This is a genomic window from Citrobacter sp. C13 (assembly GCF_014596815.2).
Lineage (GTDB): Bacteria > Pseudomonadota > Gammaproteobacteria > Enterobacterales > Enterobacteriaceae > Citrobacter > Citrobacter portucalensis.
The window spans coordinates 1,973,063-1,999,876 of sequence record NZ_CP115024.1; the positions used below are offsets into that span (position 1 = coordinate 1,973,063).

The window sequence follows — 26,814 nt, forward strand, 5'->3', positions numbered from 1 at the left end:
GAATACTGGGGGCAGGTCAAGCGCTTTAGCTTGTGTGGCAACAACCTCCTTTACAGGACCAGGTAGACGATTACCCTGTGCTGTTTCTGTGCTCAACGCAATCTACGGCTATCCATTTTCTGCCAGTGGTTGCAAAGACGACCATTCAACGTCAGCAAAGTTTCGCAATGCACTGCTATGTAACTCATTGATCCTACGTAGAATTTAAAATCCCTCGGCGTTCGCGCTGTGTGGGTTCAAGTCCCACTCCGGGTACCATGGGAAAGAACAGAATAATCAAAGCAATAAGCAGTGTCGTGAAACCACCTACGGGTGGTTTTTTTGTGCCTGTTTTTTACAAGTCATAGAACTCACTATTGCTAACGCCGAATCGGCGCGTTAAACATAAAGCCCCCTCGGGCAGGGTTGTTGATAAACCCATCGCGGGCGGGATTATAGTTGTGGTCCTGGAAACCATTCATCAGGATGGGATCGCCAAAGCCATCCTGTATCGCCAGCTGTCTGTGGATTCGGTTTCGTGCTCTGAACGTGAAAGCGAAATCATCCGTCCCGCCAATGATGAACACACCATTACCAGCTCGAAGTGCCGCGCTCAACTCTTGCTCTCTGACGGCCTGGTTTTGTAACGCGCTGGCTGTGGCAGACGATGACGCCAGCAGCAGTAATATGAGAACGGCGCATGAAAATACCGATGGCAGTTTCATGATTAATACCTATAAAAAGCATGGCTATTAAAGTATAGCTTTATGTTGTCATCTTAACTGAAAAGAAAACCAATATTTTAAACCTGCTGTCCATACTGTATTTAAAAGACCGGAAGAGTAGTGCTGCGCAGTTAAGAACTATAATAAAAACAGTCAACAGGTGATTACATCTGTTTGCAGACAGTGCTGGTTCAGGGGGCTGCTATGAACATTTCATCTTTTCCGATAGTCATGTTCGCAGCATTGCTCACCCTTAGTGGCGCAGCATATTCGGTGGAAAAAGAAGATATCTTTTCGCAGAATGCCAGGGCTACGGATCCCATCGAATTTTCTCAACAGTCATTTAATAACCTGAGGTCTTATCAGGTTATGATGCGCTCCTCGTCGCCATCCGATGAAAGCAAAATTATTCGCTATAGCTTTCAAAAGCCTGGGTATGTGCGGATGGATTTTACCCAACCGCATTCAGGTGCGGTGCTTATCTTTAATCCTGTCAGCGGTAAAGTGACGTTATGGCCATTTGGTGTGGGTACATTGCCCATTTTGCACCTGTCGCCTACTAATTCATTGATCCAGGATGAGCGTGGTCATCGGGTGGATCGCTCTGATATCGGCGTGTTGTTGGGCAATATTCGTCATCTGCAACGCGAAGGGACAACAACCACAGTTGGTACGGAAAACCTTGCAGGACGGGCGACAATGCACGTATCTGTGGTTGGGCCAGGAACAATGGTGATTGATGGAGTACATCGTTATGACGTCTGGCTGGATAATTATCACGGACTCCCTGCCAAAGTGATCAGCTATGCGCCAGATGAGCAGCGATTAGAAACCGTGCTTCTGGATGCTATGGTCATTAACATCCGTTTTCCCGCCAATTTCTTCTCGCCTTGAGGGAGTCTGTATTATGGCTAACTATCGGTTTTCCACTGTCTGGCGGGTTGAGGCTTCTATTCAGGAGGTATGGGATGTTTTTTCTCATCCCGATCAGTGGCCTGAATGGTGGGAAAGTCTGGAACGCATTGTTGAGATTAAAAAAGGTGATATACAGGGCATTGGGGCGCTGCATCGTTATACCTGGAAAGGAGCGCTTCCTTATCACTTAACCTTTGACATCAACGTGTTGAATATTTTGCCCTGCTCGCTGCTTGAGGGGCAAGCCAGCGGGGCGGTTGAAGGGCGAGGCGTGTGGTCTTTTTCTGCCAGTGGCGAAGAAACCATCGTCAGATATGACTGGAATGTTCGCACCACGATTCGCTGGATGAATTACCTGGCTCCGCTGGCGGCACCCGTTTTTCGCTGGAATCACGATATGGTTATGCGCGAAGGGGCCAGAGGGCTAGCCCGTAAGCTTGCAACGAATGTCTATATTTTCTGAACTCGCCCTCACGGCTGTACTTTTTGCCTGTCTATGGCTTACTATCTGTCGCGCAGTTTCTTATTTCATTCACAGTTAACAGGTCTGTTATTGATGAATAACCTCCATCGGCTCACCTTTTTATGTCAGCGTCTGTCTGCTGTGATGATCGCATACGGTTTTTACCTTCTTAGCCGTAGCTCAACTCTTATAACATGGACAGACAGCAATGCAACGTCGACAATTTCTCAAAAATAGCGTTCTCCTTTCCGCCGCCGGTTTAGTCGGTCCTGCGGTTATTAGCCAGACGGTTCACGCCGCTGAGCCATCCGTTGCACCAGCCGTGCGTCGGCGCTTTGTATTATCCCAGACATATAAACTTAACCCTCCTAAGGGGTCGAGCGGCGTGGTAAAACTGTGGATCCCGCTTCCGGTAGATACCGCGTTTCAACAAATGACGGCGCTTGCCTTTAGCGGAAACTACAAGCAGGCGTACGTTACCACTAATAATACTTATGGCGCGAAAACGCTGTTTGCCACCTGGCCTGACTCGCAGGGCGAACTGTTGATTAACGTTGATATCGACATTGAAACCGCCGACTGGGAGCCGCTGAAGCAGGACGCGCTGAAAACCTGGCAAGCGCCGGAGCAGATTATTTATCCGCTGGATGTAAAACCGTACCTGCTGCCGACGACACATACCCCAGTTGATGGGCAGGTTCTGGAAACCGCACGTAAAATTACCGGTAATGAGCAGGATCCGCTGAAAAAAGCGCGCCTGATTTACGAGTGGGTGAGTAGCCATATGGAGCGCGATAACGACGTCATCGGCTGCGGCACGGGGGATGTGGCGGAGATCTTAAAAAGCGGTAAGCTCAAAGGAAAATGCACTGACATGAGCTCCGTTTTTGTGGCTCTGGCGCGGGCCAGCGGCATTCCAGCGCGCGAACTGTTTGGCATCCGTCTGGGTAAAGCCAATAAGCTCGAACGCTACTCGAAAAGCGCTTTTGGCAAAGCTGACAGTGCAGGTGTCGCTGATGTGAGTGGCGGACAACATTGTCGCGCCGAATTCTATCTGGCCGGTTACGGCTGGTTACCGTGCGATCCTGCTGATGTGACCAAAATGCGTCTGGCAGAGAAAAAGTCGCATCAGGACGCCGATGTCCAGGCGGTAAACACTTACCTGTTTGGTAACTGGGAAATGAACTGGGTTGGATTCAACTACGGGCGTGATTTCGAGCTGTATCCGGCAACGGAGCAGGGCGCGATGAACAACTTTGGCTATCCTTACGCTGAAGTCGATGGCGACCCGATCAATTTCTATGATCCTAAAGCGTTCTCCTACAGCTATGTCGCCACAGAACAACGCTAAAGGGGCGGGACTCACCCTGTTGACGGCCGCTGCGGCTGCCGTCACCGCCGGCTTATGCTGCGTTGGACCGCTGCTCTATCTGTTGTTTGGTATTTCGGCGGCGAGCTTTGCTGTCTTCACCCGGTTCGAGTTCTTGCGAATTCCCCTGATGCTGGTGTCATTGGGCTTATTACTGCGCGTTTTCTGGCGGCTCTATTTTTCCAAACGACTGTGGTGCTCCGGGTGGTTAACGCTGAAGCAAGCGCGCATTCTCTACTGGTGCGCGTTGGCGTTGATTTTGCCGGTGCTATTTTATCCAACGCTCGTTGCCTGGTTTTATGAGGTATTTGAATGAAAATCTTCACATTAGTTGCATGCTTGTTGCTGCCGCTGTGGGCCCAGGCGGCCAATCAAAAAGTGGTGCTGGATATACAAAATATGACCTGCTCGCTGTGCGTTATTTCGGTCAATCAGGCGCTACGTGAAACCGACGGTGTGATTAAAGCAAAATCCTCCCTAAAAACCCGACAAGCAGAAGCGATTGTACCGGAAGGTTTCCCAACCGATACTTTACTTAACGCGGTAGCGAAAACGGGCTATACCGCAACGCTCAACCGTATTGAACGACAGTAAACCACCTGCGGGTGGTTTTATTGTTTTTTCCCGGTATGATGCCCGGCGGCTTAGTGTTCTCTTTTGTGCGTTAACTTCCGGAATTCCCCTCGTTTCCTGTTAACCTGAACAGGCGGCAGCTGTATGCCGCATATGCCCATTTGTATCTGTTATCCCTCCAGCCATGTAGGATGATCACAGGCAAGATTTTTTGACTAAGGAAAAGCGTTATGAAAACGGGACCATTAAACGAGAGCGAACTGGAATGGCTGGATGATGTACTGACTAAGTACAATACGGACAAGGCTATTCTGGATGTGTCAGAACTGGATGGTTTGCTGACGGCGGTGCTGAGTTCACCGTATGAAATTGAACCAGAGCAGTGGCTGGTCGCGATTTGGGGCGGTGCGCAGTATGTCCCTCGCTGGTCTTCCGAAAAAGAAATGACGCGTTTCATGAACCTGGCGTTTCAACATATGGCGGATACGGCCGATCGTCTGGATGAGTATCCTGAGCAGTTTGAGCCGCTGTTTGGTTTGCGTGAAATTGACGAGCATGAACTGACCATCGTTGAAGAGTGGTGCTTTGGTTATATGCGCGGCGTCGCACTGTCAGACTGGTCCGCGTTACCGGACACGTTAAAACCAGCACTTGAAGCTATTGCGCTGCACGGTACGGAAGAGAACTTTGCGGTGGTTGAGAAACTAACGCCGGAAGCGTTTGAAGAGAGCGTGGACGCCATCCGCCTGGCTGCGCTGGACCTGCATGCTTACTGGATAGCGCATCCTCAGGAAACGCCGGTCAAAGTACCGGTGAAAGTGGATGCCAAAGTAGGGCGAAATGACCATTGTCCGTGTGGCAGCGGCAAGAAATATAAGCAGTGCTGTTTGCACTAACAGAAAGGGGCGAAAGCCCCTTTGTTTTAACCCACTTCTGGTAGTAATCCTGCTGCAATAGAAAACTGTACTGCTATCACCACAATGCCGCACAAAAATACCAGCGCCAGCGCCGGAGCACCGCCTGCTACGCGGTAGTTGGCCTGCGGATTATGTTTTCTGCTCTGCCAGGCCAGCATCGAGGGAATGAGCAGCGCCAGCACCGCCAGGGCAACGCCCGCATACCCTAATGCCATGACAAAACCACGCGGATAGAACAGCGCAAATGCCAGCGGCGGCAGGAAGGTCACCGCGCCGGTTTGCATTCTTCCCGCTACGGTATTGCGGCGCTGGAAGAGGTCGGCCAGGTAGTCAAATAATCCCAATGCAACGCCGAGGAAAGAGGTCGCCAGCGCGAGGTCAGCAAACAGATGCACCGCCAGTTCGACGTGCGGCGAAGCCACGACTTCACGCAATGCCTGCAATAAGCCATTTAAGCCTGCGTGGTTGGCTAATAGCCCCATGAACGTTGTCGAGTTAATGCTGCCAAGCGTCGCCAATTGCCAGAAGATATAGGCGACCAGAGGAATAGCGCTACCCGTAATAAACACCCAACGCAGTTTACGAATGTTACCGTTCATATAGCTGACGATACTGGGAACACTGCCGTGAAAACCGAATGAGGTGAAGATGACCGGGATTGCGGAGAGCGCCAGCCCCTGTTGCAGCGGCAGCGTAAGCAGGTTCACTTTATGAATATGCGGCATTAACAGAGCCAGCATCGTCACCAGGAAGATTATCTTGGCACTGAATAGCAGACGGTTGAACAGATCGACCAGCGAGGTCCCAACGCAAACCACGCCACCGGCAACAAAGGTGAACAGCAGTACGCCTGTTGTCGGGGATACATTTGTTCCGGTCCAGTCACTGATGCTGGAAGCCAGCAGTTCACCTGCACCACTGATGTACGCCGCCGTCAGGGCATACATTAAAAACATCATGCTAAAGCCCGTTACCCATTGTCCGTAACGACCAAGATAACGTTTTGCCAGCGTGCCCAGCCCGGTGTCTGCCGGAACATGTTGATACACTTCAAGCAGCAACAGCGCGGTGTAGCACATCAACGCCCAAAGACTGACTAACAATACCAGCGTGACGCTAAACCCCACGCCTGCCGCAGCCAGCGGCATTGCCAACATACCGGCACCAATCGTGGTTCCCGCCACGATAAAAATACTACCCAGGGTTCTGTTTTTCACGCTTTCCTCTGTCCCAGAGATAATCAATGGTTATATCTGCGGCGCAGATTAAGGCAAAACGCTATTTTCGTCAAATCACCGTTACAATGACTGTACATTAATGTTTACGATGCTTTGACCGTTAAGGTGTATAACAAATGACATTTATCTGCTGATAAACCTGCGTTAGCGCAAAGCGACGATGTGCGGTTCACATTAGGCTACGGACTTTATTAAGGAGGTAGTATGGAATCTATTCACGGTCACGAAGTGCTCAACATGATGATTGAATCTGGCGAGCAGTATTCAAATGCCAGCCTTGAAGCGGCGATTACGGCACGTTTCGGCGAGCAGGCGCGTTTTCACACTTGTTCTGCGGCGGATATGACAGCAGGCGAGTTGGTGGCGTTTTTAGCGGCGAAGGGAAAGTTTATTGCAAAAGAAGACGGCTTCTCTACGCACGAAAGCAAGATCTGCCGTCACTGATTTCAAGGGGTAATGATGGCGGGCTGCCATCATTGCCCTAAAATATTAATTCTGTGTATCAAGCGTAGCCAGTTCTTTGTCGATGAAATAAAGACCTTCGCCGCTTTTTCCTGCCAGCGACAGCTTATCAATAACAGATTTAAATAATTTCTCTTCTTCATGCTGCTCGGCAACATACCATTGCAGGAAATTAAAGGTTGGATAATCCTGGTGGGTCATTGCCGCGTGTGCCAGCTCATTAATTTTCTGGGTGATTAGCTGCTCGTGTTCGTAAGTAACACGGAACAGTTCATCCAGAGACGCATATTCAGCAAAGGGTGAAGAAACGGTATTAATACGCGGCAAACTGCCGGTATCGGTCAGGTAGTCGAACAGACGCTGCATGTGCGTCATCTCTTCCTGAGCGTGACGGCGCAAAAATGCGGCGGCACCTTCGAAGCTGTGATAGCTGCACCACGCGCTCATCTGTTGGTAGAGCAGAGATGAATATAATTCAAGGTTCATTTGCTCATTCAGTTGCTCGATCATTTCTGTTTTCAGCATGGTTCTGCTCCACAAACGTTATTATATATTGACGTGGCGTCACTATAATTTGTTATTTAATTATTTGCAAAAGGTAAAATAATAAATTTATTTATTAAAAATGCGAATGGGAATAAAACGCATTAACTCTATTAAACAGAGGAAATAAATAATAAAAAGGCAGAAGACCAGCAATAATGTGCTGGTCGGAAATATTAATAACTCAAGGAAGGCGACTGGGGTACCGCGACGCCGTGGCACTGCCACGCGAGCGTAATTTTGGTATTCAAACATAAAGAACCGGCATATACGCTACAGGTTGACACCGGCTGACCAAACGCTTCTGCGCTGGCATAGCCCAGGCGCTGACACTCTTTGGTGGCTGTCCCTTGGGTAACGTAGTCATCGGTACGTGCTGTTTGTAACATGGCCTGATTATAAGTCAGGCGAACCACACCAGTGATGGCGCTGGCTTCGCTGACCTGTGCCTGTTTTGTGATTGTGCATCCTGTCAGCATGAGCGGCAAAAGCGCCAGGATAAAAGTCTTCATGAGATCGCTCTGAAAGTTCGAAGATACACTATCATGGCATACAGAGACCCTCATCAATGGCTTGAATAGCCCGAAGATCACCTGCGATTAATCACAACGAGGTCATTTGTTTGCGGCAATTCTGAACTGTTCAGACAGGAATGTGAGCGCAACTTTGTTTTTTAAAACTAAATTTCATTAAATTTGAAAGTGTGATTGCAAAATAGTAATGTGGCTGAATGTTATGACTTTCAGCGGGCTACCGCAGCGCATTCAGGAGAGTACAGAATGAAAATTGCATTGATGATGGAAAACAGCCAGGCAAGCAAAAACGCCATCATCCATAACGAGCTTAAGGCCGTTGCGGATGAGAAAGGTTTTCCGGTCTATAACGTTGGGATGAGCGACGAAAATGATCATCATCTGACTTACATCCATTTAGGAATTATGGCCAGCATCCTGCTTAATTCCAAAGCTGTAGACTTTGTTGTTACAGGTTGCGGTACGGGCCAGGGGGCAATGATGTCACTGAATATCCATCCGGGTGTGGTGTGTGGTTATTGCCTCGATCCTGCAGATGCGTTCTTGTTCTCTCAGATTAACAACGGCAACGCGCTTTCTCTGGCATTCGCCAAAGGTTTTGGCTGGGGTGCTGAGCTGAATGTGCGCTATATGTTTGAAAAAGCGTTCACCGGGCGTAACGGTGAAGGCTACCCACCGGAGCGTAAAGAGCCGCAGGTGCGTAACGCCGGTATTCTGAATCAGGTGAAAGCGGCTGTGGTAAAAGAAAATTATCTGGACACGCTGCGCGCGATCGATCCTGAACTGGTGAAAACCGCTGTATCAGGCCCGCGCTTCCAGCAGTGCTTCTTTGAAAACTGCCAGGACAAAGCAATCGAAGCGTTTGTACGCGAGGTGATTGGCTAAATCCTGTTGGCCCGGCGGCGTTCACCCTCCGGGCTACCTGTTCTTGTTCGATACTGCGCTTCCTGCATCACGGGTGAGCCGCAGCGTATCCACCATACCTACCAGACAAATAATGGCAATAGCGACAAAGGCCAGCCGGAAACTGATCCCCGGAACATTGCCCAATGCCAGCTTTTCACTGACCACATCGCCAATGCGGATGCCAATAGCGGCTAAAGAAATGCCCAACCCCACCGCTAATTGTGTCGCCGTACTGAACAGCGTATTAGCGTAGCTCATTTGTGCCGCGGGGACGTCAGCGAAGGCAAGTGTGCTGACGCCGGTAAACTGAATTGAGCGGAACACGCCGCCCAGATACAACACCAGCAAAATAACCCACACGGGGGTCTGTGGCGTAATTAATGCACAGGCCAGCAGCGCCAGAACGTTAAGTGCACCGTTAATCAACAGCAGTTTCTTAAAGCCCAGCCAGCGTATCAACGGTGTGGTGGCAGGTTTAATCGTCAGATTGCCGACAAATACCGCCAGTACCAGCGAACCCGCGTGAAAAGCGTTCATGCCAAAACCTACCTGAAACATTAACGGCAGCAGAAACGGCACGGCGCTGATAGAGGCACGAAACAGCGATCCGCCATACATGGTGACGCGAAAAGTAGGGACGTTCATGGCATCAAGGCGAATCATTGGCCAGGCGGTGTGATGAAAATGATGCAGGGCAAACAGAAAGGTCACTGTTCCTAGCGCCAAAAGTCCGGCGGTCAGCCAGCCCTGAGGCTGTTGGGTCCCCAGTAACTCCATGGCATACACCAGGCTCACCATCGCAACAGAGGTTGCGATAAATCCCGTTATATCAAATCGGCGGCGCTCGTCGTCATGTATATCGGGGATAAAACGTAGCGCTAGCGCAATCGCCAGTATTCCGAGCGGTACATTAATGAAGAAGATCCAACGCCAGTTGGCATAGCTGGTAATGAATCCGCCAAGGGGAGGGCCAATGATGGGCGCGACTAATGCGGGCCAGGTCAGGGTCGCAATAGCGGTGATCAACTGATGTTTAGGCGTGGTACGCAATACCGCGAGTCGGCCAACCGGAACCATTAACGCACCACCTACACCCTGTAAGATTCGCATGGCGACAAAGCTCTCAAGGCTTTCGGACAAACCGCATAAAACCGAGGCGAGAGTAAATATCGCCAGCGCCAGGGTAAACACCTTTCGGGCGCCGAAGCGATCCGCAATCCAGCCGCTGGCGGGGATCAGTACCGCGAGGGTGATCAGATAGGCGCTGATACCTATGTTTAGGTCAACTGCCTGCACGCCAAAACTTTTCGCCATGTCGGGCAGTGCGGTGGCAATCACCGTGCCGTCAATAAACTCCATAAAGAAAGCCCCGGCAACCAGTAATGCTGCCGGGGATAGACCGCGTTTGTTCTCAACCGCAAAATGTTCACTCATGTTGTGCTTGCCATCTCAAAAGAAACTGACTGGAACTATTTTTATTTTCAGCGCATTCGGAAGGCATGCGCGGCTATCGTTTCGTTCGTTGAATGGGTACTATGACGACCTTTCTATAAGGAGCTCACTATGTCCCAAACACTGAATGCCGATCAGGAACTGCTCTCGGACGTTGTTGCCTGTCAGCTGGTTATCAAGCAGATTCTGGATGTTCTTGATGTTATTGCCCCAGTAGAAGTTCGGGAGAAAATGTCCAGCCAGCTGAAAAGCATCGACTTTTCCAGCCATCCTGCAGGTGCCGATCCGGTCACTATGCGCGCAATACAAAAAGCGGTTGCCTTGATCGAGTTGAAATTCACGCCGCAGAATGAATCTCACTAAAATAAACCGTTGTTTCAGGTTTTAGAAAGGTTTTTTTGCGCCTCGCAGAATGAGAGGCGTGAGCGTAGAGAAAATTAAGCACCAGCCGGATAAGGTGCGTCGCATCGTTATCCGGCATTAACACGATGAAAATTGAAGATTAGTGATGTTGATAGTTCACGACGTTCAGAAGGTGCTTATCGGTTTGCGCCATGCACAGTCCCGCACGTTTAGCGCTGCGGACTTCATCAAGAATCGTCTGTAACAGCACGCCATCCTGCTGCTGCTCTTTTTCCAGATCGTGAAGAAAATCAATGGTTGTTGCATCATTCAAAGCTTCTGCTTCATTAGTTAAGCGTGATAGCTTGCTGTAGCGCTGTTGGTATTCATCCAGCGTTTTCTGAAACAGTTCTTCAAGGGAAGTTAGTTCATCACCCGGAACATCAATAGCCTTGACGATAGGGTTAGCCCCGGCACTTTTCATAAAATTAAACATACGCATCATTTGAGTCACGTTACCTTGCGCCTGGGTGCGTAGAAAGGTTGCGGTGCCAGTCAGGCTGTGTTCGTAGCACCATTCACTGAGATGCAGGTAAAGATTCGATGCGTAGAACTCGAGGTTCATTTGTGTGTTGAGTTTATGAACAATTCCAACTGCAGCCATATCAATATCCTTATTTCCAGAAAGGGGGATGTACGTTACTAACGTCAGTGCAACGGGCTGCCGCTACACGTCACCACTACGTACAATTAAAACTGTTAGCAGAATAAATCCGTTCCGCCGGTCCTTTAGTGATCACGAATTATATTCGCTCCCGATCGAGATTCAGCATAACTCCAGTCCCGACATAAGAAAATCCTTAAATCTGCGTATTTATGATTTTTTACATATTGTCATAGCAATATTAGTGATTTTTCCGCTTGTGCATATAAATGCTGTGAATATAACAGATTGATATTTATGGGATTAAATTAAAATATTGATAATGAAATGATGTTTCATATCACGAAATGGAATTTCACAATCAGGTATTGTCTGTCGCCAGATGATTATCTTGTCTTCGGATGAAGAAATTTCACCATTGACCCGCGTCGGTGAACGTTATCTGCTGGCTAATTTTTTGCGCCAGATCAGTTTTGTGGAAATTAATAAAGTTAAGCGCCTGAATGATTCGGCATTTATTGTTTGGTGTATTTGGAAAAATCGAGGAGTGTGTATGAAAAAGGTTGCCGTGCTACTGGCACCTGGTTTTGAAGAGGCGGAAGCCATTGTTACCATTGATATTCTGCGTCGCCTGCAGATCGAAGTTGAAACACTGGCCTGCGCCGAATCCTGTGCGGTGGTGAGCTACCATGACGTGCCGATGATGACGGACAGCACGCTGGCTGCGCGTCAGACGGATCTTTATGATGCCGTTGTGTTACCCGGCGGGCCGCAGGGCAGCGTTAACCTTGCCGCCAGTGAGGCTGTCATCCAGTTTATCGCTCGCCATGACGATGCAGGAAAACTCATTTGCCCGGTGTGTTCTGCGGCGGCGCGTGTGCTGGGCGGCAACGGCCTGCTGAAGGGGCGCCGCTATGTATGTTCGGGAGATCTGTGGCAAAACGTCGCGGATGGAGAATATATTGATGCGCCGGTTGTTGAAGATGGCAACCTTATTAGCGGCAAAGGGTTAGGGCATATTTTCGATTTTGCTTTCACACTTTCAGCGCGTCTGCTGGAAGATGACATTCCGGTTCGCGATCATGCTGACCACATTTATTACAGATGGTAATCATTGTGCTCCCGAATGCTTCGGTATTCGGGAACAAGGATTCGTTGGCTGATGTTATGGACTAATCTGCTATCCCTCTTTTTTCCCGTCGACAAAACCGCGTTTTTTTATGTCATTTCCCGCTGAATTTATGTACGCAATTACTGTAATTCTGTGGTGTGATGCCGCTCTCTTATGGAGAATCAATTTCCCGCTAAAAATACTCTCAGCACTGGCATTGATCTTATCAATAAAAGGTAATGCCTTGTTTTACGTCCGAATTACAAAAAATCGTCTGATTTTACCCTACATAAAAGAACGTTAAAGCTGGAGTTAACCATGCACAAATTCACTAAAGCGCTGGCTGCCATCGGTCTGGCTGCCATTATGTCACAATCCGCTATCGCTGAATCCATGAAGCTCGGTTTCCTGGTCAAACAGCCGGAAGAACCGTGGTTCCAGACTGAATGGAAATTTGCCGATAAAGCCGGTAAAGACCTTGGTTTTGAGGTGATTAAAATTGCCGTTCCGGATGGTGAGAAAACCCTGAACGCCATCGACAGCCTGGCTGCAAGTGGAGCAAAAGGGTTTGTGATTTGCACGCCAGATCCAAAACTGGGGCCAGCCATTATGGCTAAGGCGCGTGGCTACGATATGAAAGTCATTGCCGTCGACGACCAGTTTGCCAACGCTAAGGGTAAGCCGATGGATACCGTGCCGCTGGTGATGATGGCGGCAACCAAAATTGGTGAACGCCAGGGCCAGGAGCTGTACAAGGAGATGCAAAAACGCGGTTGGGATGTGAAATCCACCGCCGTAATGGCCATTACCGCCAACGAACTGGATACCGCACGTCGTCGTACTTCTGGTTCAATGGAAGCGCTTAAAGCCGCAGGCTTCCCGGAAAAACAGATTTACCAGGTCCCAACAAAATCGAATGACATCCCCGGCGCATTTGACGCCGCCAACTCCATGCTGGTTCAGCATCCTGAAGTCAAAAACTGGCTGATTGTCGGCATGAACGACAACACCGTGCTGGGTGGCGTACGTGCTACCGAAGGGCAGGGCTTCAAAGCACCAAACGTGATTGGTATCGGGATCAACGGCGTTGACGCGGTTAGCGAGCTGTCTAAAGGCGAAGCGACCGGATTCTACGGTTCACTGCTGCCAAGCCCGGATGTGCACGGCTATAAATCCAGTGAAATGCTCTACAACTGGGTAACGAAAGGTGCAGAGCCACCGGCATTCACTGAAGTGACGGATGTGGTGCTGATTACCCGCGATAACTTCAAAGAAGAGCTGGCGAAGAAAGGCTTAGGCGGTAAGTAACAGAAATGCTGCGATGTTGTAGGCCGGATAAGGCGAAGCCGCCATCCGGCGCAATGCCCGGCGGCGCTGTGCTTACCGGGCCTACGTCCGGCGGTTTTCCAGGCCGGTAAAATCCTGACTCACGGAGACGTTATGCAACAGTCTACCCCGTATCTCTCATTTCGCGGCATTGGCAAAACGTTCCCGGGCGTTAAGGCGCTGACGGATATCAGTTTCGACTGCTATGCCGGACAGGTGCATGCGCTGATGGGCGAAAATGGCGCCGGGAAATCAACACTCTTAAAAATTCTCAGCGGTAACTATGCGCCAACAACGGGATCTCTGACGATCCGCGGACAGGAAGTTTCGTTCGCGGATACCACTGCCGCACTCAACGCCGGTGTCGCCATTATTTATCAGGAACTGCATCTCGTCCCGGAAATGACCGTTGCCGAGAATATTTACTTAGGGCAGTTACCGCACAAAGGCGGGATTGTGAACCGCTCGCTGCTGAACTATGAAGCAGGAATCCAGCTGAAGCATCTGGGGATGGATATTGATCCCGATACCCCACTGAAATACCTCTCCATTGGCCAGTGGCAGATGGTGGAGATTGCAAAAGCGCTGGCGCGAAACGCCAAAATTATCGCCTTTGATGAACCAACCAGCTCCCTGTCGGCTCGCGAGATTGAGAATCTGTTTCGCGTTATCCGTGAGCTGCGCAACGAAGGACGTATCATTCTGTACGTTTCGCACCGTATGGAGGAGATTTTTGCTCTCAGCGATGCCATCACTGTGTTTAAAGATGGTCATTACGTCAAAACGTTCTCGGACATGCAGCAGGTCGATCACGATGCGCTGGTGCAGGCGATGGTCGGGCGTGACCTCGGGGATATCTATGGCTGGAAATCCAGACCGTATGGCACAGAGCGTCTGCGGCTGCATGAAGTCAAAGCTCCTGGCGTGCGTACGCCAATCAGCTTATCTGTGCGAAGCGGTGAAATTGTCGGGCTGTTTGGCCTGGTGGGGGCCGGACGTAGCGAATTAATGAAAGGGCTGTTCGGCGGTACGCGTATCACGGCGGGCCAGGTATTTATTGATGAACAGCCTATCGATATCCGTAAACCAAGCCATGCCATTGAAGCGGGTATGATGCTGTGCCCGGAGGATCGCAAAGCCGAAGGGATCATTCCGGTCCATTCAGTGCGCAACAACATCAACATTAGTGCACGGCGTAAGCATGTTCTGGGGGGATGCGTGATCAACAACGGCTGGGAAGAGACCAATGCCGATCACCATATTCGTTCACTCAACATCAAAACGCCGGGTGCAGAGCAACTGATCATGAACCTCTCCGGCGGTAATCAACAGAAGGCTATTCTCGGTCGTTGGTTATCGGAAGAGATGAAAGTGATTTTGTTGGATGAGCCTACACGCGGCATTGATGTGGGCGCCAAGCATGAAATTTACAACGTGATTTATGCCCTCGCAGCGCGCGGTGTGGCCGTATTGTTTGCTTCCAGTGACCTGCCAGAAGTGCTCGGTGTCGCCGATCGTATCGTGGTGATGAGAGAGGGCGAAGTTGCCGGTGAGTTGCTTCATGAACAGGCGGATGAGCGCCAGGCGTTGAGCCTTGCTATGCCTAAAGTCAGCCAGGCTGTAGCCTGAATAAGGAGAGTATGATGTCTTCCGTTTCTACATCGGGTTCTGGCGCAGCGAAGTCGGCGCTAAATCTGGGCCGCATTTGGGATCAATACGGCATGCTGGTGGTGTTCGCCGTGCTGTTCCTGGTTTGTTCCCTCTTTGTGCCAAACTTTGCGACTTTCATCAACATGAAGGGGTTAGGGCTGGCGGTATCGATGTCGGGCATGGTTGCCTGCGGGATGCTGTTTTGCCTGGCATCCGGTGATTTCGACCTGTCTGTCGCATCTGTGATTGCCTGTGCTGGTGTTACCACTGCCGTAGTTATTAACATGACCGAAAGTCTGTGGATTGGTGTGGCTGCCGGACTGCTGCTCGGTATTCTGTGTGGCCTGGTGAATGGGTTCGTGATTGCGCGGTTAAAAATTAACGCCCTGATCACTACTCTTGCGACAATGCAGATTGTACGTGGTCTGGCCTATATTATCTCCGACGGTAAGGCAGTCGGGATTGAAGACGAGCGTTTCTTCACACTCGGCTATGCTAACTGGTTTGGTCTGCCGGCGCCTATTTGGATCACGGTCGTTTGTTTCATTGTCTTTGGCTTACTGCTGAACAAAACCACGTTTGGGCGTAATACGCTGGCCATTGGGGGCAATGAAGAGGCGGCGCGCCTGGCTGGGGTTCCGGTTGTTCGCACCAAGATTATTATCTTTATTCTTTCCGGTCTGGTATCCGCCATTGCCGGGATTATCCTCGCATCGCGTATGACCAGCGGCCAGCCAATGACCTCAATCGGTTATGAGTTGATCGTTATTTCGGCCTGCGTGTTAGGGGGCGTTTCGCTTAAAGGCGGCATCGGAAAAATCTCATATGTGGTGGCCGGGGTGCTGATCCTGGGTACAGTTGAGAATGCGATGAACCTGCTGAATATCTCTCCGTTCGCGCAGTATGTGGTACGTGGCCTCATCCTGCTGGCGGCGGTGATCTTCGACCGTTATAAGCAAAAAGCGAAGCGTACCGTTTGATGATTTAAACCCCAACTTTTTAGTCTAGCTTCTGCCCGTCGCCAGCCGCTACCCGGCTGGCGATTGTTTTTTCAAATGGCGAGCATGGTCACACTGTCTATACTTATATCCGTCATACATCATCTATATGCCGCGATCCGCGTGGCGTTCTGACCATGATGAGGAGGATAACCGGGTGACAGCATCACTGACTTTACCCCCTGAACAATCTGCAAACTGTGCTTACTTTTTTGATCTCGATGGGACACTTGCTGAGATTAAACCCTTTCCCGACCAGGTCGTTGTCCCGAAGACAATCCTGCAATGTCTACATCAGTTAGCGACGCAGAATGCGGATGCGCTGGCATTGATTTCAGGGCGCTCAATGGTTGAGCTTGACGCACTCACTACTCCGTTTCGTTTTCCGCTTGCCGGAGTACATGGGGCAGAACGCCGTGACATCAATGGTCAGACGCACATAGTAAACCTGCCTGAAGGTATCGAACGTGAAGCCGGGGCGTTATTACACGCAGCGTTGGTGACGTTACCGGGGGCAACACTTGAAACCAAAGGCATGGCCTTCGCGTTGCATTATCGCCAGGCACCCGAACACGAAGCGGCGCTGGTTACCCTGGCTGAAGGCATCACGCGCAGATGGCCGCAGCTTGCTCTGCAGCACGGAAAATGTGTCGTGGAAATAAAGCCTAAGGGCAGCAATAAAGGCGACGCGATAGCTGCATTTATGCAGGAAGCGCCTTTTGCTGGCCGGATCCCTGTGTTTTTCGGTGATGACCTGACAGATGAAACAGGATTTGCTGTGGTTAACCGCGCTGGCGGTATTTCCGTGAAGGTGGGGATCGGGCCGACGCAGGCGACATGGCGTCTGGATGGCGTCAGGGATGTCTGGCACTGGCTGGAGAAAAATAACTCTTCGCAGCAAGAACCGAAAGCAACGAATAACAGAAGAGGTGGCTATGAGTCGTTTAGTCGTAGTATCTAATCGTATCGCCTCACCAGATGACAAAGGGAGCGCGGGTGGGCTCGCGGTCGGTGTACTGGGCGCGTTAAAAGCTGCTGGTGGTTTATGGTTTGGCTGGAGTGGTGATACAGGTAATGAGGATAAACCGTTAAAAAAGGTCACGCGTGGCAATATCACCTGGGCCTCGTTTAATTTGAGTGAGCAAGATTACGAAGAGTATTACTGCCAGTTTTCAAATGCGGTTTTATGGCCCGCGTTTCACTATCGACTGGATTTAGTTCAGTTTCAGCGCTCTGCCTGGGAAGGCTACCAACGGGTTAATGCCTTATTGGTGGATAAACTTCTGCCGTTGCTTGGCGATGACGACATTATTTGGGTTCATGATTACCATCTGTTGCCGTTTGCCTGCGAGTTACGTAAGCGCGGCGTGCGCAATCGCATCGGTTTTTTCCTGCATATTCCTTTTCCGACGCCGGAAATTTTTAATGCGCTCCCGCCACATCTGGCGCTGCTTGAGCAAATGTGTGATTTTGATTTGCTTGGTTTCCAGACCGAAAACGATCGCCAGGCTTTTCTGGACTGTCTCGCAGCCCAGACTCGGGTGACCACGCATAAAGATAAGCAGCACCTGGCATGGGGAAAAGCGTTTCGCACTCAGGTCTATCCCATCGGTATTGAACCGGATGAGATTGCTCGACAGGCGTCCGGTCCGCTGCCGCCAAAACTGGCACAGCTAAAAGCGGAGCTTAAAAATGTGCAGAATATTTTCTCCGTGGAGCGTCTGGATTACTCCAAAGGCTTGCCGGAGCGCTTTCAGGCCTATGAGGCCTTACTGGAACATTATCCGCAGCACCACGGTAAAATTCGCTATACGCAGATAGCACCGACCTCGCGTGAAGAGGTGCAGGCCTATCAGGATATTCGCCACCAACTGGAAACAGAGGCAGGGCGAATCAACGGCAAATATGGGCAACTGGGCTGGACGCCGCTTTACTATCTGAACCAGTATTTTGATCGTAAATTGCTGATGAAGATCTTCCGCTACTCGGATGTAGGGTTGGTGACCCCGTTGCGCGATGGTATGAACCTGGTGGCGAAAGAGTTTGTGGCCGCACAGGATCCTACTAACCCTGGCGTGCTGGTTTTATCGCAATTTGCCGGGGCGGCGAACGAGCTAACCTCCGCGCTGATTGTTAATCCTTATGACCGGGATGAAGTGGCAGGCGCATTAAACCAGGCGCTGACGATGCCACTTACCGAACGTATCTCGCGCCACGCTGAAATGCTTGAGACTATCGTTAAAAACGATATCGACAACTGGCAGGCGACGTTCATTTGCGATCTTAAAACGGTCACGCCGCGTCGGAGTCAATGCCAACTGCCAGACAATATCTCTTCCTGTTCTAAACTCGCATGAAGTCGTGGCACCGTGGATTAATCTCCAGCTAGCGGAACCAGAAGAACGTCCACCTGGCTGGTATGAATCACGCTTTTCGCTGAACAGGCAGCGCGCGAAAAAAAACTGTGGTTATGGTTGCCGTAAATGACCAGATCAACGGCGTGTTTGCGGCATACATCCAGGATATGTTCATTCAGAGCCCCATAGGTAATAAAGGTATGTTCAATGGGGTATTCTGCTTCTTTGCTAAGTTTGTCGATAAAATCCTGAGTCTCTTCCTGCATGACTTCACGCAGGTCTTCCAGCATGGGGGCAGCAAACTGGTTATACAGTTCGGGGTCTGAGACCAGTGTAATCAGGCTAATTCGGGCGTTGACAGGGCGAGCGATAGAAACCGCCTTGTCTAACAACTGCTGACTTTCAGGGGTGGCGGCAACAGCAACAAGAATGTGCGAATAGCTCATAACTCGCTCCTTTTTTTCAAGAATTATGAGAGGGCTTTTCAGCTTTACTCAGCTTACTCCATACTGCAACGTTTCCTTCCTTCATAGTGTGAATGTCATCATGATTATTCATTAATTATTCTTATAAATAGAATAATCGATTCATATTAGTTGCAGATATGTTCAAGTTACTTAAGTGAAACCCACTGCTAATGAAAACAATGTGTTAATAGAAATTAAACATATATTAACATTTGCAAGGTCGTCACATCGCGGTATTAATTAATCACTCTAAATATTTAACTTATTGTTTATAAAGAATTTAATTAAAAAAGTTTTTTGAGTTAAATATGTGATCCAGCTCGCTATTTCACGGCGTGATATTAACGGATGTGAACAAAATACTATTCGCTTTTATTGCAAGAATATTCGTACATCAGGAATTGAAATGGATGATGGCAGAGTAAAAAATAAGCAAAGTAAAAGCTACGCTGATGGATTTATGTTAAGTGTTTGGCTGGTTTATGTGATCTTGATCACATATTCTTTAAATTCGCAGCATAGCTCCGTTGTATGTGTAACTGACGGCGGGTAGAGTTGCGTCGAATTAGGAAAAATCTTAGACATTTGTAAGAATTGATGTGAGCTTGTAAGGGACGCTGCCTTCTTAAAAGGGAATGTTTAGACAACGCGTAAGTGTCGTCACGCTGCTATGTATTTGACCTTTTGCTTTTTTTTACCGGGCCTTCCCGGCGACATCACGGGGTGCGGTTTTACCGCATGAAAACAATGTTGGTTATTATGGATGCAAATAATGCATACATCCGAGTTGCTGAAACACATCTATGACATCAATTTGTCATATTTATTGCTTGCACAGCGTTTGATCGTTCAGGACAAAGCATCTGCGATGTTTCGCCTTGGTATCAGCGAGGAAATGGCGGACACGTTGGCAACATTAACACTTCCTCAAATGGTCAAACTGGCCGAAACAAACCAACTGGTATGTCATTTCCGTTTCGACGATCACCAGACTGTTACTCGCCTGACGCAAGACTCCCGCGTTGACGATCTTCAGCAAATTCATACTGGTATCATGCTTTCAACACGCCTGTTAAGCGACATCGATGATGCAGCACGTAAGAAAAGGGCTTGATGATGAGCGAAAAAAGCATTGTTCAGGAAGCGCGTGATATCCAGTTAGCAATGGAATTAATCACATTGGGCGCCCGTTTGCAAATGCTGGAAAGCGAAACGCAATTAAGCCGTGGTCGATTAATCAAGCTGTACAAAGAATTACGCGGTAGTCCTCCGCCAAAAGGGATGCTCCCGTTTTCCACCGACTGGTTTATGACGTGGGAACAAAATATTCATGCGTCGATGTTTTGCAATGCATGGCAATTCTTGCTCAAAACGGGTCTCTGTAGCGGCGTGGATGCCGTGATCAAGGCGTATCGGTTATATCTTGAGCAGTGCCCGCAGCCTGAAGAAGGGCCACTGCTGGCGTTAACCCGCGCGTGGACGCTGGTGCGATTTGTCGACAGCGGATTGCTGGAGTTGTCTCAATGCAATTGCTGCGGTGGGAATTTTATCACCCACGCGCACCAACCCGCAGGCAGCTTTGCCTGTAGTTTATGCCAACCGCCATCACGGGCCGTAAAAAGACGTAAACTTTCCCAGAATGCTGCCGATATTATTCCACAACTGCTGGATGAACAGATCGAACAGGCTGTTTAACTGATACGGTGTGGATGAACACTCCAGCAGCGGTAAGCAATTACCGCTGCTTTTTTTTGTCCTGGCCTTACGTTAATTGCCCGACTGCGCATCCTGTCATAGTCAATTGCGAAAGGATGATGTCGTGCTTATCTTATTAGGTTACCTGGTTGTTATTGGTACAGTTTTCGGCGGTTACATGATGACCGGCGGACACCTTGGGGCACTCTATCAACCGGCTGAGCTGGTGATTATCGGTGGTGCGGGTATTGGGGCATTCATCGTCGGCAATAACGGGAAAGCCATCAAAGGGACGATGAAAGCGATCCCGTTGCTTTTCCGTCGTTCGAAATACACCAAAGCGATGTATATGGATCTGCTGGCGCTCTTGTATCGCCTGATGGCCAAGTCACGTCAACAGGGCATGTTCTCGCTTGAGCGCGACATCGAAAACCCAAAAGAAAGTGAAATCTTCGCCAGCTATCCGCGCATTCTTGCGGATGCTGTAATGCTTGATTTTATTGTCGATTATCTGCGCCTGATCATCAGCGGCAACATGAATACGTTTGAAATTGAAGCGCTGATGGACGAAGAAATTGAGACTCATGAGAGTGAGGCTGAAGTCCCGGCGAATAGTCTGGCGATGGTCGGCGACTCACTACCGGCATTCGGGATCGTCGCGGCCGTTATGGGGGTTGTGCATGCGCTGGCTTCTGCCGATCGCCCAGCAGCAGAGCTGGGTGCGTTGATAGCGCATGCGATGGTGGGAACATTCCTCGGTATTTTGCTGGCCTATGGATTTATTTCTCCGCTTGCCAGCGTTCTGCGACAGAAAAGCGCTGAAACAACCAAAATGATGCAGTGCGTGAAGATAACGCTGCTCTCCAATCTGAATGGTTACGCGCCGCCGATTGCCGTTGAATTTGGTCGTAAAACACTGTATTCCAGCGAACGTCCTTCGTTTATCGAACTGGAAGAACATGTTCGTGCGGTGAGAAATCCAACTGCGCAACAGACGACCGAGGACGCATGAAAAATCAGGCCCATCCCATTATCGTTGTAAAGCGACGCAAGCATAAGAATCACGGTGGTGGGGCGCATGGCTCGTGGAAAATCGCCTACGCCGATTTTATGACCGCGATGATGGCCTTCTTTCTGGTGATGTGGCTCATTTCTATTTCCAGCCCTAAAGAATTGATCCAGATTGCCGAATATTTCCGTACACCGCTGGCCACCGCAGTGACTGGGGGAAATCGTATTTCGAATAGCCAAAGCCCGATTCCAGGCGGCGGGGATGATTACACCCAGCAGCAGGGCGAGGTGAACAAGCAGCCGAATATTGATGACCTGAGAAAACGTATGGAACAGAGCCGCTTGAGCAAACTTCGCGGCGATCTCGATCAACTGATTGAATCCGATCCCAAACTGCGAGCGCTGCGTCCGCATTTAAAGATTGATTTAGTTCAGGAAGGTCTGCGGATACAGATTATCGACAGCCAGAATCGCCCGATGTTTAAGACCGGTAGCGCTGAAGTTGAGCCGTACATGCGCGATATCCTGCGCGCGATTGCACCAGTGCTCAACGGGATCCCTAACCGGATCAGCCTTTCCGGTCACACGGATGATTACCCTTACGCGAATGGTGAGAAAGGGTACAGCAACTGGGAATTGTCTGCCGATCGCGCAAATGCATCGCGTCGCGAGCTGGTTAGCGGCGGTCTGGATGATGGAAAAGTATTACGTGTGGTAGGTATGGCCGCCACGATGCGTCTGAGCGATCGCGGTCCTGAAGACGCTATCAACCGCCGTATTAGCCTGCTGGTTCTCAATAAGCAGGCAGAAGAGGCCATTTTGCATGAAAACGCTGAAAGCCAGAATGAGCCGGTAAGTGTCTTACAACGGCCAGCGGAACTCCCGCCGGTAAGCGTTCCCACATCGCCACCAGCCAATCCGAGGTGATAGCGTGAGCATGGATATTAGCGATTTTTATCAGACATTTTTTGATGAAGCTGACGAACTGTTGGCTGATATGGAGCAACACCTGCTTGATTTGGTTCCTGAAGCCCCAGATTCCGAACAGCTGAATGCCATTTTTCGTGCAGCGCACTCGATTAAAGGCGGGGCGGGCACCTTCGGCTTTACCATTTTGCAGGAAACGACCCATCTGATGGAAAACCTGCTGGATGAAGCGCGGCGTGGCGAGATGCAGCTCAATGCCGACATTATCAACCTGTTTTTGGAAACGAAAGATATTATGCAGGAACAGCTCGACGCCTATAAAAGCTCAGTGGAGCCTGATGCCGACAGTTTTGAGTATATCTGCCAGGCGTTACGGCAGTTAGCGCTCGAAGCGAAAGGTGAAACCGCACCGGCAGTTGTCAACCCAGCAAAACTTAGCGTTATTGACAGCGCCGCGATGCAGGAAGAGGCGGTTGCAAAGCCTGAACCCGCCAGTGAAGAGAGCAAAAAACGCATTACTCTCTCGCGCCTGAAAGCCAGCGAAGTGGATTTACTGGAAGAGGAACTGGGGAATCTGGCGACCTTAACCGATGTGGTAAAAGGAAGCGACACGTTATCAGCAACGCTTGATGGCAACCTCGCAGAAGATGACATCATCGCGGTGCTTTGCTTTGTCATTGAAGCTGACCAAATTGAATTCGAAACCGTCAGCGCAGCGCCTGTGGCAGCTGAAGCTGAAGAGGTAGCTGTTGTCACTGGGCCGCAGCCGGTTGCTGTGGCACCTGCGGTGAAAGCTACCACCAGTGAAGCACCACATAGCCGCGCGGAACGTGAAAAACCCGCCCGCGCCAGCGAGTCGACCAGTATCCGCGTAGCGGTTGAAAAGGTTGATCAGCTTATTAACCTGGTTGGCGAGTTGGTGATAACCCAGTCGATGCTGGCCCAGCGCTCTAACGAACTGGATCCTGTCAATCATGGCGATCTCATCACCAGTATGGGTCAGTTACAACGTAACGCCCGAGATTTGCAAGAGTCGGTGATGTCTATTCGTATGATGCCAATGGAGTATGTTTTCAGCCGTTTCCCTCGTCTGGTGCGCGATCTGGCCGGTAAGCTGGGTAAACAGGTCGAGCTGACGCAGGTAGGTAGCTCAACCGAACTCGATAAGAGCCTGATTGAACGCATCATTGATCCGTTGACGCACCTGGTGCGTAACAGCCTCGACCATGGTATCGAATTGCCGGAAAAACGCCTTGAATCCGGCAAAAGCCCAATCGGCAATCTGACGCTTTCCGCGGAGCATCAGGGCGGGAATATTTGTATTGAAGTGACCGATGATGGCGCTGGCCTGAACCGCGAACGTATCCTGGCTAAAGCTGTCTCTCAGGGCATGCCGATCCACGAAAACATGAGCGATGACGAAGTGGGTATGCTGATCTTCGCTCCAGGCTTTTCGACCGCCGAACAGGTGACGGATGTTTCCGGACGCGGCGTGGGTATGGATGTGGTGAAGCGAAATATCCAGGAGATGGGCGGCCATGTTGAGATCCAGTCTAAACAGGGACAGGGGACCACTATTCGCATTCTGCTGCCGCTGACGCTGGCGATCCTCGACGGGATGTCCGTGCGTGTGGCCGATGAGGTCTTCATTCTGCCACTGAATGCCGTTATGGAATCGCTGCAACCGCGCGAAGAAGATCTCCATCCGCTGGCCGGAGGAGAGCGCGTTCTGGAAGTGCGTGGCGAATATTTACCGCTGGTTGAGTTGTGGAAAGTCTTTGAGGTTGAAGGCGCTAAAACTGAAGCGACTCAGGGCATAGTGGTCATTTTACAAAGTGCAGGGCGTCGCTATGCGCTGCTGGTGGATCAGTTAATTGGCCAACACCAGGTGGTGGTCAAAAACCTGGAAAGCAACTACCGCAAAGTGCCAGGTATTTCTGCTGCAACGATCCTCGGCGACGGCAGCGTCGCGCTGATTGTCGATGTCTCTGCATTGCAGGGGTTAAACCGCGAACAACGTGTGGCGATCACAGCCGCCTGATTGAGTGAGAAGGGAATAATATGACCGGTATGAGTAATGTAACTAAACTGGCCGGCGAACCGTCAGGTCAGGAATTCCTCGTGTTTACGCTGGGGGATGAAGAGTACGGTATCGATATCCTGAAAGTGCAGGAAATCCGTGGTTATGATCAGGTGACGCGCATCGCTAACACGCCAGCGTTTATCAAAGGCGTCACAAACCTGCGTGGTGTGATTGTGCCTATCGTCGACCTGCGCGTGAAATTTAGCCAGAGCGATGTGGATTACAACGAAAACACCGTGGTGATCGTGCTGAATCTGGGTCAGCGGGTGGTTGGCATTGTGGTAGATGGCGTCTCGGATGTGCTGTCGCTGACAACGGATCAAATCCGTCCGGCACCGGAGTTTGCGGTCACGCTGTCAACGGAATATTTGACGGGATTGGGTGCGCTGGGTGACCGGATGCTGATTCTGGTCAACATTGAGAAGCTGCTGAACAGCGAAGAAATGGCGCTGCTGGATATTGCCGCTTCCCACGTCGCATAATCGCCATAACTCATCCGGCCTACAATGATTGCTGTTGCAGGCCGGATGAGCGTAGCGCATCCGGCAGATTTCTCTCTTACGCTTCCCGCTCAACCAGCTCGGGTTCTTCTTCCAGTAAACCTTCATCCTGCGCCAGCATCGCCGTTGCAATCCCGTTACCTAATACGTTGATTGCTGAACGTCCCATATCCAGGAAGTGGTCAATTCCCATCAGCAACAGGATCCCGGCGACCGGAATGTTAAAGCTCGGGATGGTTGCAGCCAACACTACCAGTGCTGAACGTGGCACACCGGCAATCCCTTTGGACGCCAGCATCAGCGTCAGCATCAGGACGGTGATTTCTGCGAAGGATAGGTGGATGTTATAGGCCTGCGCGATAAACATAGAGGCAAATGAACAATAGACCATGGAACCGACCAGGTTAAACGAATAACCGATAGGTAGCACGAATGACACGATGTTGGGTGAGCAGCCAAATTTGGTTAATTGCTCCAGCGTTTTCGGATAAGCGGCCTCAGAGCTGCTGGTAGTGAATGCGACCAGAACCGGGTCTTTCAGCATGCTCACCAGACGGAATACCTCTTTTTTCAGCATGACATAACCCACAGCCAGCAGAACCAGGCAGGTCAGCAAAATCGCCACATAGTAGCCGCCGATAAACGACGCATAGTTAAGCAGGATCCCCAGCCCTTGGGTGGAGATGACGGAAGAGATGGCGGCAAAAATAGCCAGCGGCGCAACGTACATCACGTAGCCGGTCACTTTCAGCATAATGTGGGAAACCACATCCAGCGCGGCAACCAGTGGAGCGTTAAATTTCTCTCCGAGCGATGCGCCACCAATACCGAAGAACATTGAGAACACCACAATTTGCAGGATCTCATTGTTAGCCATCGCTTCGGCGATGCTGGTTGGAATGGTATGCGTCAGAAAACCTTTCAGGCTCATGCCGCCCACGGCCAGGCCGGTGTCGGTGGCTTCCAGCGGGATCGCCAGGTTCAGCCCGCTGCCGGGTTGCTCAAGGGAAACCACAAACAGACCGACCAGGATAGACAATATAGAAGAACTGATAAACCAGATCATCGCTTTGCCGCCCACGCGTCCGATGGTGGACGTTTCTCCCAGGCGCATAATACCAACTGTCAGGGTGCTGAATACTAAAGGCGCGATCACCATTTTAATCAGGCGTAAAAAGATGTCGGTAAGAAGCGTAATGTTATCGGCCCAGGCGGTCACAACGCCGGGGGAGGCATAAGAGTGGATCACCGCACCCGACAGGATCCCCGCCAGCATGAAGATCACGATAAACAACGTGAGTTTGTTTGCATTTGCCACTAAAAAGCCCTCAGTAAGGATTTAACATTTATTGATCGGTTACTCATTTTTTATACTTATTAAGTGGTAACGAAGTATTCATCATATAAATTGGATTAAAGCGTAAACGGATACAACTTTTTTTAATTTTTTATCCATTTTGTTGTGGTATTTACGATGCGTATGTGTGATCTCAATCACATAAAAATGCGTACTTCGGCCATTCTGGCCGTGCTCATCGATGAAAATAAATGTTATTTACATGATAATTATGGTGTTTTTATGTGAATGATTTGTGGTTGCTGCGCACC

29 protein-coding genes are annotated in these 26,814 nt (G+C 50.1%); 21 read left to right on the plus strand and 8 right to left on the minus strand.

From position 1 onward, the window contains the following. Positions 1-359: 359 nt before the first annotated feature. Entirely contained in the window at positions 360-704 is a 345-nt protein-coding gene (locus IB222_RS09315; RefSeq protein ID WP_149282016.1) for a hypothetical protein, read from the minus strand. A gap of 204 nt (positions 705-908) precedes the next feature. Here IB222_RS09315 and IB222_RS09320 point away from each other — a divergent pair, with 204 nt between their 5' ends. The 6 genes from IB222_RS09320 (at position 909) to IB222_RS09345 (ending at position 4,920) form a co-directional block, all read left to right on the plus strand. Beyond that, complete coding sequence (locus tag IB222_RS09320; protein ID WP_148361838.1) at positions 909-1,598, plus strand: DUF1571 domain-containing protein; 690 nt, start codon at positions 909-911, stop codon at positions 1,596-1,598. Between the two features lie 13 nt (positions 1,599-1,611). Further along, positions 1,612-2,082 (plus strand): SRPBCC family protein, encoded by a 471-nt coding sequence (locus IB222_RS09325; protein WP_149385220.1) that lies wholly within the window; start codon positions 1,612-1,614, stop codon positions 2,080-2,082. 208 nt (positions 2,083-2,290) lie between these two features. After that, positions 2,291-3,433, plus strand: coding sequence for a transglutaminase domain-containing protein (locus tag IB222_RS09330; RefSeq protein ID WP_149282013.1), 1,143 nt, complete (start codon positions 2,291-2,293; stop codon positions 3,431-3,433). Then, positions 3,411-3,767: a hypothetical protein gene (locus IB222_RS09335; RefSeq protein ID WP_079939955.1), complete on the plus strand. Its 357-nt coding sequence runs from the start codon at positions 3,411-3,413 to the stop codon at positions 3,765-3,767. Before IB222_RS09330 ends, IB222_RS09335 begins: the two co-directional genes overlap by 23 nt. Then, entirely contained in the window at positions 3,764-4,045 is a 282-nt protein-coding gene (locus tag IB222_RS09340) for a heavy metal-associated domain-containing protein (RefSeq protein WP_149385221.1), read from the plus strand. The genes IB222_RS09335 and IB222_RS09340 overlap by 4 nt, the downstream gene beginning before the upstream one ends. 209 nt (positions 4,046-4,254) lie before the next feature. Further along, positions 4,255-4,920 (plus strand): YecA family protein, encoded by a 666-nt coding sequence (locus IB222_RS09345; protein ID WP_149385222.1) that lies wholly within the window; start codon positions 4,255-4,257, stop codon positions 4,918-4,920. A 26-nt stretch (positions 4,921-4,946) separates the two neighbouring features. Here the strand turns inward: IB222_RS09345 and tyrP are convergent, their stop codons facing one another. Further along, positions 4,947-6,158, minus strand: a complete 1,212-nt coding sequence (gene tyrP / locus IB222_RS09350; protein WP_149385223.1) for a tyrosine transporter TyrP — start codon at positions 6,156-6,158, stop codon at positions 4,947-4,949. Positions 6,159-6,383: 225 nt separating this feature from the next. Here tyrP and IB222_RS09355 point away from each other — a divergent pair, with 225 nt between their 5' ends. After that, a complete protein-coding gene (locus IB222_RS09355; RefSeq protein ID WP_003034586.1) occupies positions 6,384-6,623 on the plus strand; it encodes a YecH family metal-binding protein in 240 nt (79 codons plus the stop codon). A 45-nt stretch (positions 6,624-6,668) separates the two neighbouring features. Here the strand turns inward: IB222_RS09355 and ftnA are convergent, their stop codons facing one another. Beyond that, positions 6,669-7,166 (minus strand): non-heme ferritin, encoded by a 498-nt coding sequence (gene ftnA, locus IB222_RS09360; protein ID WP_125112500.1) that lies wholly within the window; start codon positions 7,164-7,166, stop codon positions 6,669-6,671. A gap of 194 nt (positions 7,167-7,360) precedes the next feature. Further along, entirely contained in the window at positions 7,361-7,696 is a 336-nt protein-coding gene (yecR, locus tag IB222_RS09365) for a YecR family lipoprotein (protein WP_149282011.1), read from the minus strand. Between the two features lie 267 nt (positions 7,697-7,963). Between yecR and IB222_RS09370 the strand changes: the two genes are divergently transcribed. Then, on the plus strand, positions 7,964-8,602 hold the full coding sequence (locus tag IB222_RS09370) for an RpiB/LacA/LacB family sugar-phosphate isomerase (protein ID WP_003034591.1): 639 nt from the start codon (positions 7,964-7,966) through the stop codon (positions 8,600-8,602). A gap of 33 nt (positions 8,603-8,635) precedes the next feature. Here the strand turns inward: IB222_RS09370 and IB222_RS09375 are convergent, their stop codons facing one another. Then, positions 8,636-10,057 carry an MFS transporter gene (locus tag IB222_RS09375; protein ID WP_149385224.1) on the minus strand — a complete coding sequence of 474 codons (1,422 nt, stop codon included), beginning with the start codon at positions 10,055-10,057 and terminating at the stop codon, positions 8,636-8,638. 129 nt (positions 10,058-10,186) lie between these two features. Here IB222_RS09375 and IB222_RS09380 point away from each other — a divergent pair, with 129 nt between their 5' ends. Further along, a complete protein-coding gene (locus IB222_RS09380; protein ID WP_003034595.1) occupies positions 10,187-10,438 on the plus strand; it encodes a DUF2766 family protein in 252 nt (83 codons plus the stop codon). A gap of 139 nt (positions 10,439-10,577) precedes the next feature. Here IB222_RS09380 and IB222_RS09385 read toward each other — a convergent pair whose 3' ends face one another. After that, positions 10,578-11,081: a non-heme ferritin-like protein gene (locus IB222_RS09385; RefSeq protein WP_003034597.1), complete on the minus strand. Its 504-nt coding sequence runs from the start codon at positions 11,079-11,081 to the stop codon at positions 10,578-10,580. Between the two features lie 553 nt (positions 11,082-11,634). On the opposite strand from IB222_RS09385, the gene IB222_RS09390 reads away from it, so the two are divergent. The 6 genes from IB222_RS09390 (at position 11,635) to otsA (ending at position 18,523) form a co-directional block, all read left to right on the plus strand. Continuing rightward, positions 11,635-12,192: a DJ-1/PfpI family protein gene (locus tag IB222_RS09390; protein WP_148361845.1), complete on the plus strand. Its 558-nt coding sequence runs from the start codon at positions 11,635-11,637 to the stop codon at positions 12,190-12,192. A gap of 318 nt (positions 12,193-12,510) precedes the next feature. Then, complete coding sequence (locus tag IB222_RS09395) at positions 12,511-13,500, plus strand: arabinose ABC transporter substrate-binding protein (RefSeq protein ID WP_003833897.1); 990 nt, start codon at positions 12,511-12,513, stop codon at positions 13,498-13,500. A gap of 132 nt (positions 13,501-13,632) precedes the next feature. Next, positions 13,633-15,147 (plus strand): arabinose ABC transporter ATP-binding protein AraG, encoded by a 1,515-nt coding sequence (gene araG / locus IB222_RS09400; RefSeq protein ID WP_063940899.1) that lies wholly within the window; start codon positions 13,633-13,635, stop codon positions 15,145-15,147. A 14-nt stretch (positions 15,148-15,161) separates the two neighbouring features. Beyond that, the gene (gene araH, locus IB222_RS09405; RefSeq protein WP_003034609.1) at positions 15,162-16,148 is read left to right on the plus strand and encodes an L-arabinose ABC transporter permease AraH; all 987 of its coding nucleotides are present in this window, start codon (positions 15,162-15,164) and stop codon (positions 16,146-16,148) included. Between the two features lie 175 nt (positions 16,149-16,323). Next, positions 16,324-17,127 (plus strand): trehalose-phosphatase, encoded by an 804-nt coding sequence (gene otsB / locus IB222_RS09410; RefSeq protein ID WP_003833895.1) that lies wholly within the window; start codon positions 16,324-16,326, stop codon positions 17,125-17,127. Next, complete coding sequence (gene otsA / locus IB222_RS09415; RefSeq protein WP_148361846.1) at positions 17,102-18,523, plus strand: alpha,alpha-trehalose-phosphate synthase; 1,422 nt, start codon at positions 17,102-17,104, stop codon at positions 18,521-18,523. Before otsB ends, otsA begins: the two co-directional genes overlap by 26 nt. Positions 18,524-18,540: 17 nt before the next feature. Here otsA and uspC read toward each other — a convergent pair whose 3' ends face one another. After that, positions 18,541-18,969: a universal stress protein UspC gene (gene uspC, locus IB222_RS09420; RefSeq protein WP_063940887.1), complete on the minus strand. Its 429-nt coding sequence runs from the start codon at positions 18,967-18,969 to the stop codon at positions 18,541-18,543. A 793-nt stretch (positions 18,970-19,762) separates the two neighbouring features. On the opposite strand from uspC, the gene flhD reads away from it, so the two are divergent. The 6 genes from flhD to cheW all read left to right on the plus strand — a co-directional run bounded on the left by flhD (position 19,763) and on the right by cheW (position 25,188). Beyond that, entirely contained in the window at positions 19,763-20,104 is a 342-nt protein-coding gene (gene flhD, locus IB222_RS09425) for a flagellar transcriptional regulator FlhD (RefSeq protein ID WP_003034622.1), read from the plus strand. Beyond that, positions 20,101-20,685: a flagellar transcriptional regulator FlhC gene (gene flhC / locus IB222_RS09430; RefSeq protein ID WP_008785071.1), complete on the plus strand. Its 585-nt coding sequence runs from the start codon at positions 20,101-20,103 to the stop codon at positions 20,683-20,685. The genes flhD and flhC overlap by 4 nt, the downstream gene beginning before the upstream one ends. A 124-nt stretch (positions 20,686-20,809) precedes the next feature. Further along, on the plus strand, positions 20,810-21,697 hold the full coding sequence (motA, locus tag IB222_RS09435) for a flagellar motor stator protein MotA (RefSeq protein WP_003034628.1): 888 nt from the start codon (positions 20,810-20,812) through the stop codon (positions 21,695-21,697). Continuing rightward, positions 21,694-22,623 (plus strand): flagellar motor protein MotB, encoded by a 930-nt coding sequence (motB, locus tag IB222_RS09440; protein ID WP_003034631.1) that lies wholly within the window; start codon positions 21,694-21,696, stop codon positions 22,621-22,623. The genes motA and motB overlap by 4 nt, the downstream gene beginning before the upstream one ends. Positions 22,624-22,627: 4 nt before the next feature. Further along, positions 22,628-24,664 carry a chemotaxis protein CheA gene (gene cheA, locus IB222_RS09445; protein ID WP_148361847.1) on the plus strand — a complete coding sequence of 679 codons (2,037 nt, stop codon included), beginning with the start codon at positions 22,628-22,630 and terminating at the stop codon, positions 24,662-24,664. A gap of 20 nt (positions 24,665-24,684) precedes the next feature. Further along, positions 24,685-25,188, plus strand: a complete 504-nt coding sequence (gene cheW, locus IB222_RS09450) for a chemotaxis protein CheW (RefSeq protein ID WP_003034638.1) — start codon at positions 24,685-24,687, stop codon at positions 25,186-25,188. 76 nt (positions 25,189-25,264) lie between these two features. Here cheW and IB222_RS09455 read toward each other — a convergent pair whose 3' ends face one another. Further along, positions 25,265-26,524 carry a dicarboxylate/amino acid:cation symporter gene (locus IB222_RS09455; RefSeq protein ID WP_003833882.1) on the minus strand — a complete coding sequence of 420 codons (1,260 nt, stop codon included), beginning with the start codon at positions 26,522-26,524 and terminating at the stop codon, positions 25,265-25,267. Between the last annotated feature and the right edge of the window lie 290 nt (positions 26,525-26,814).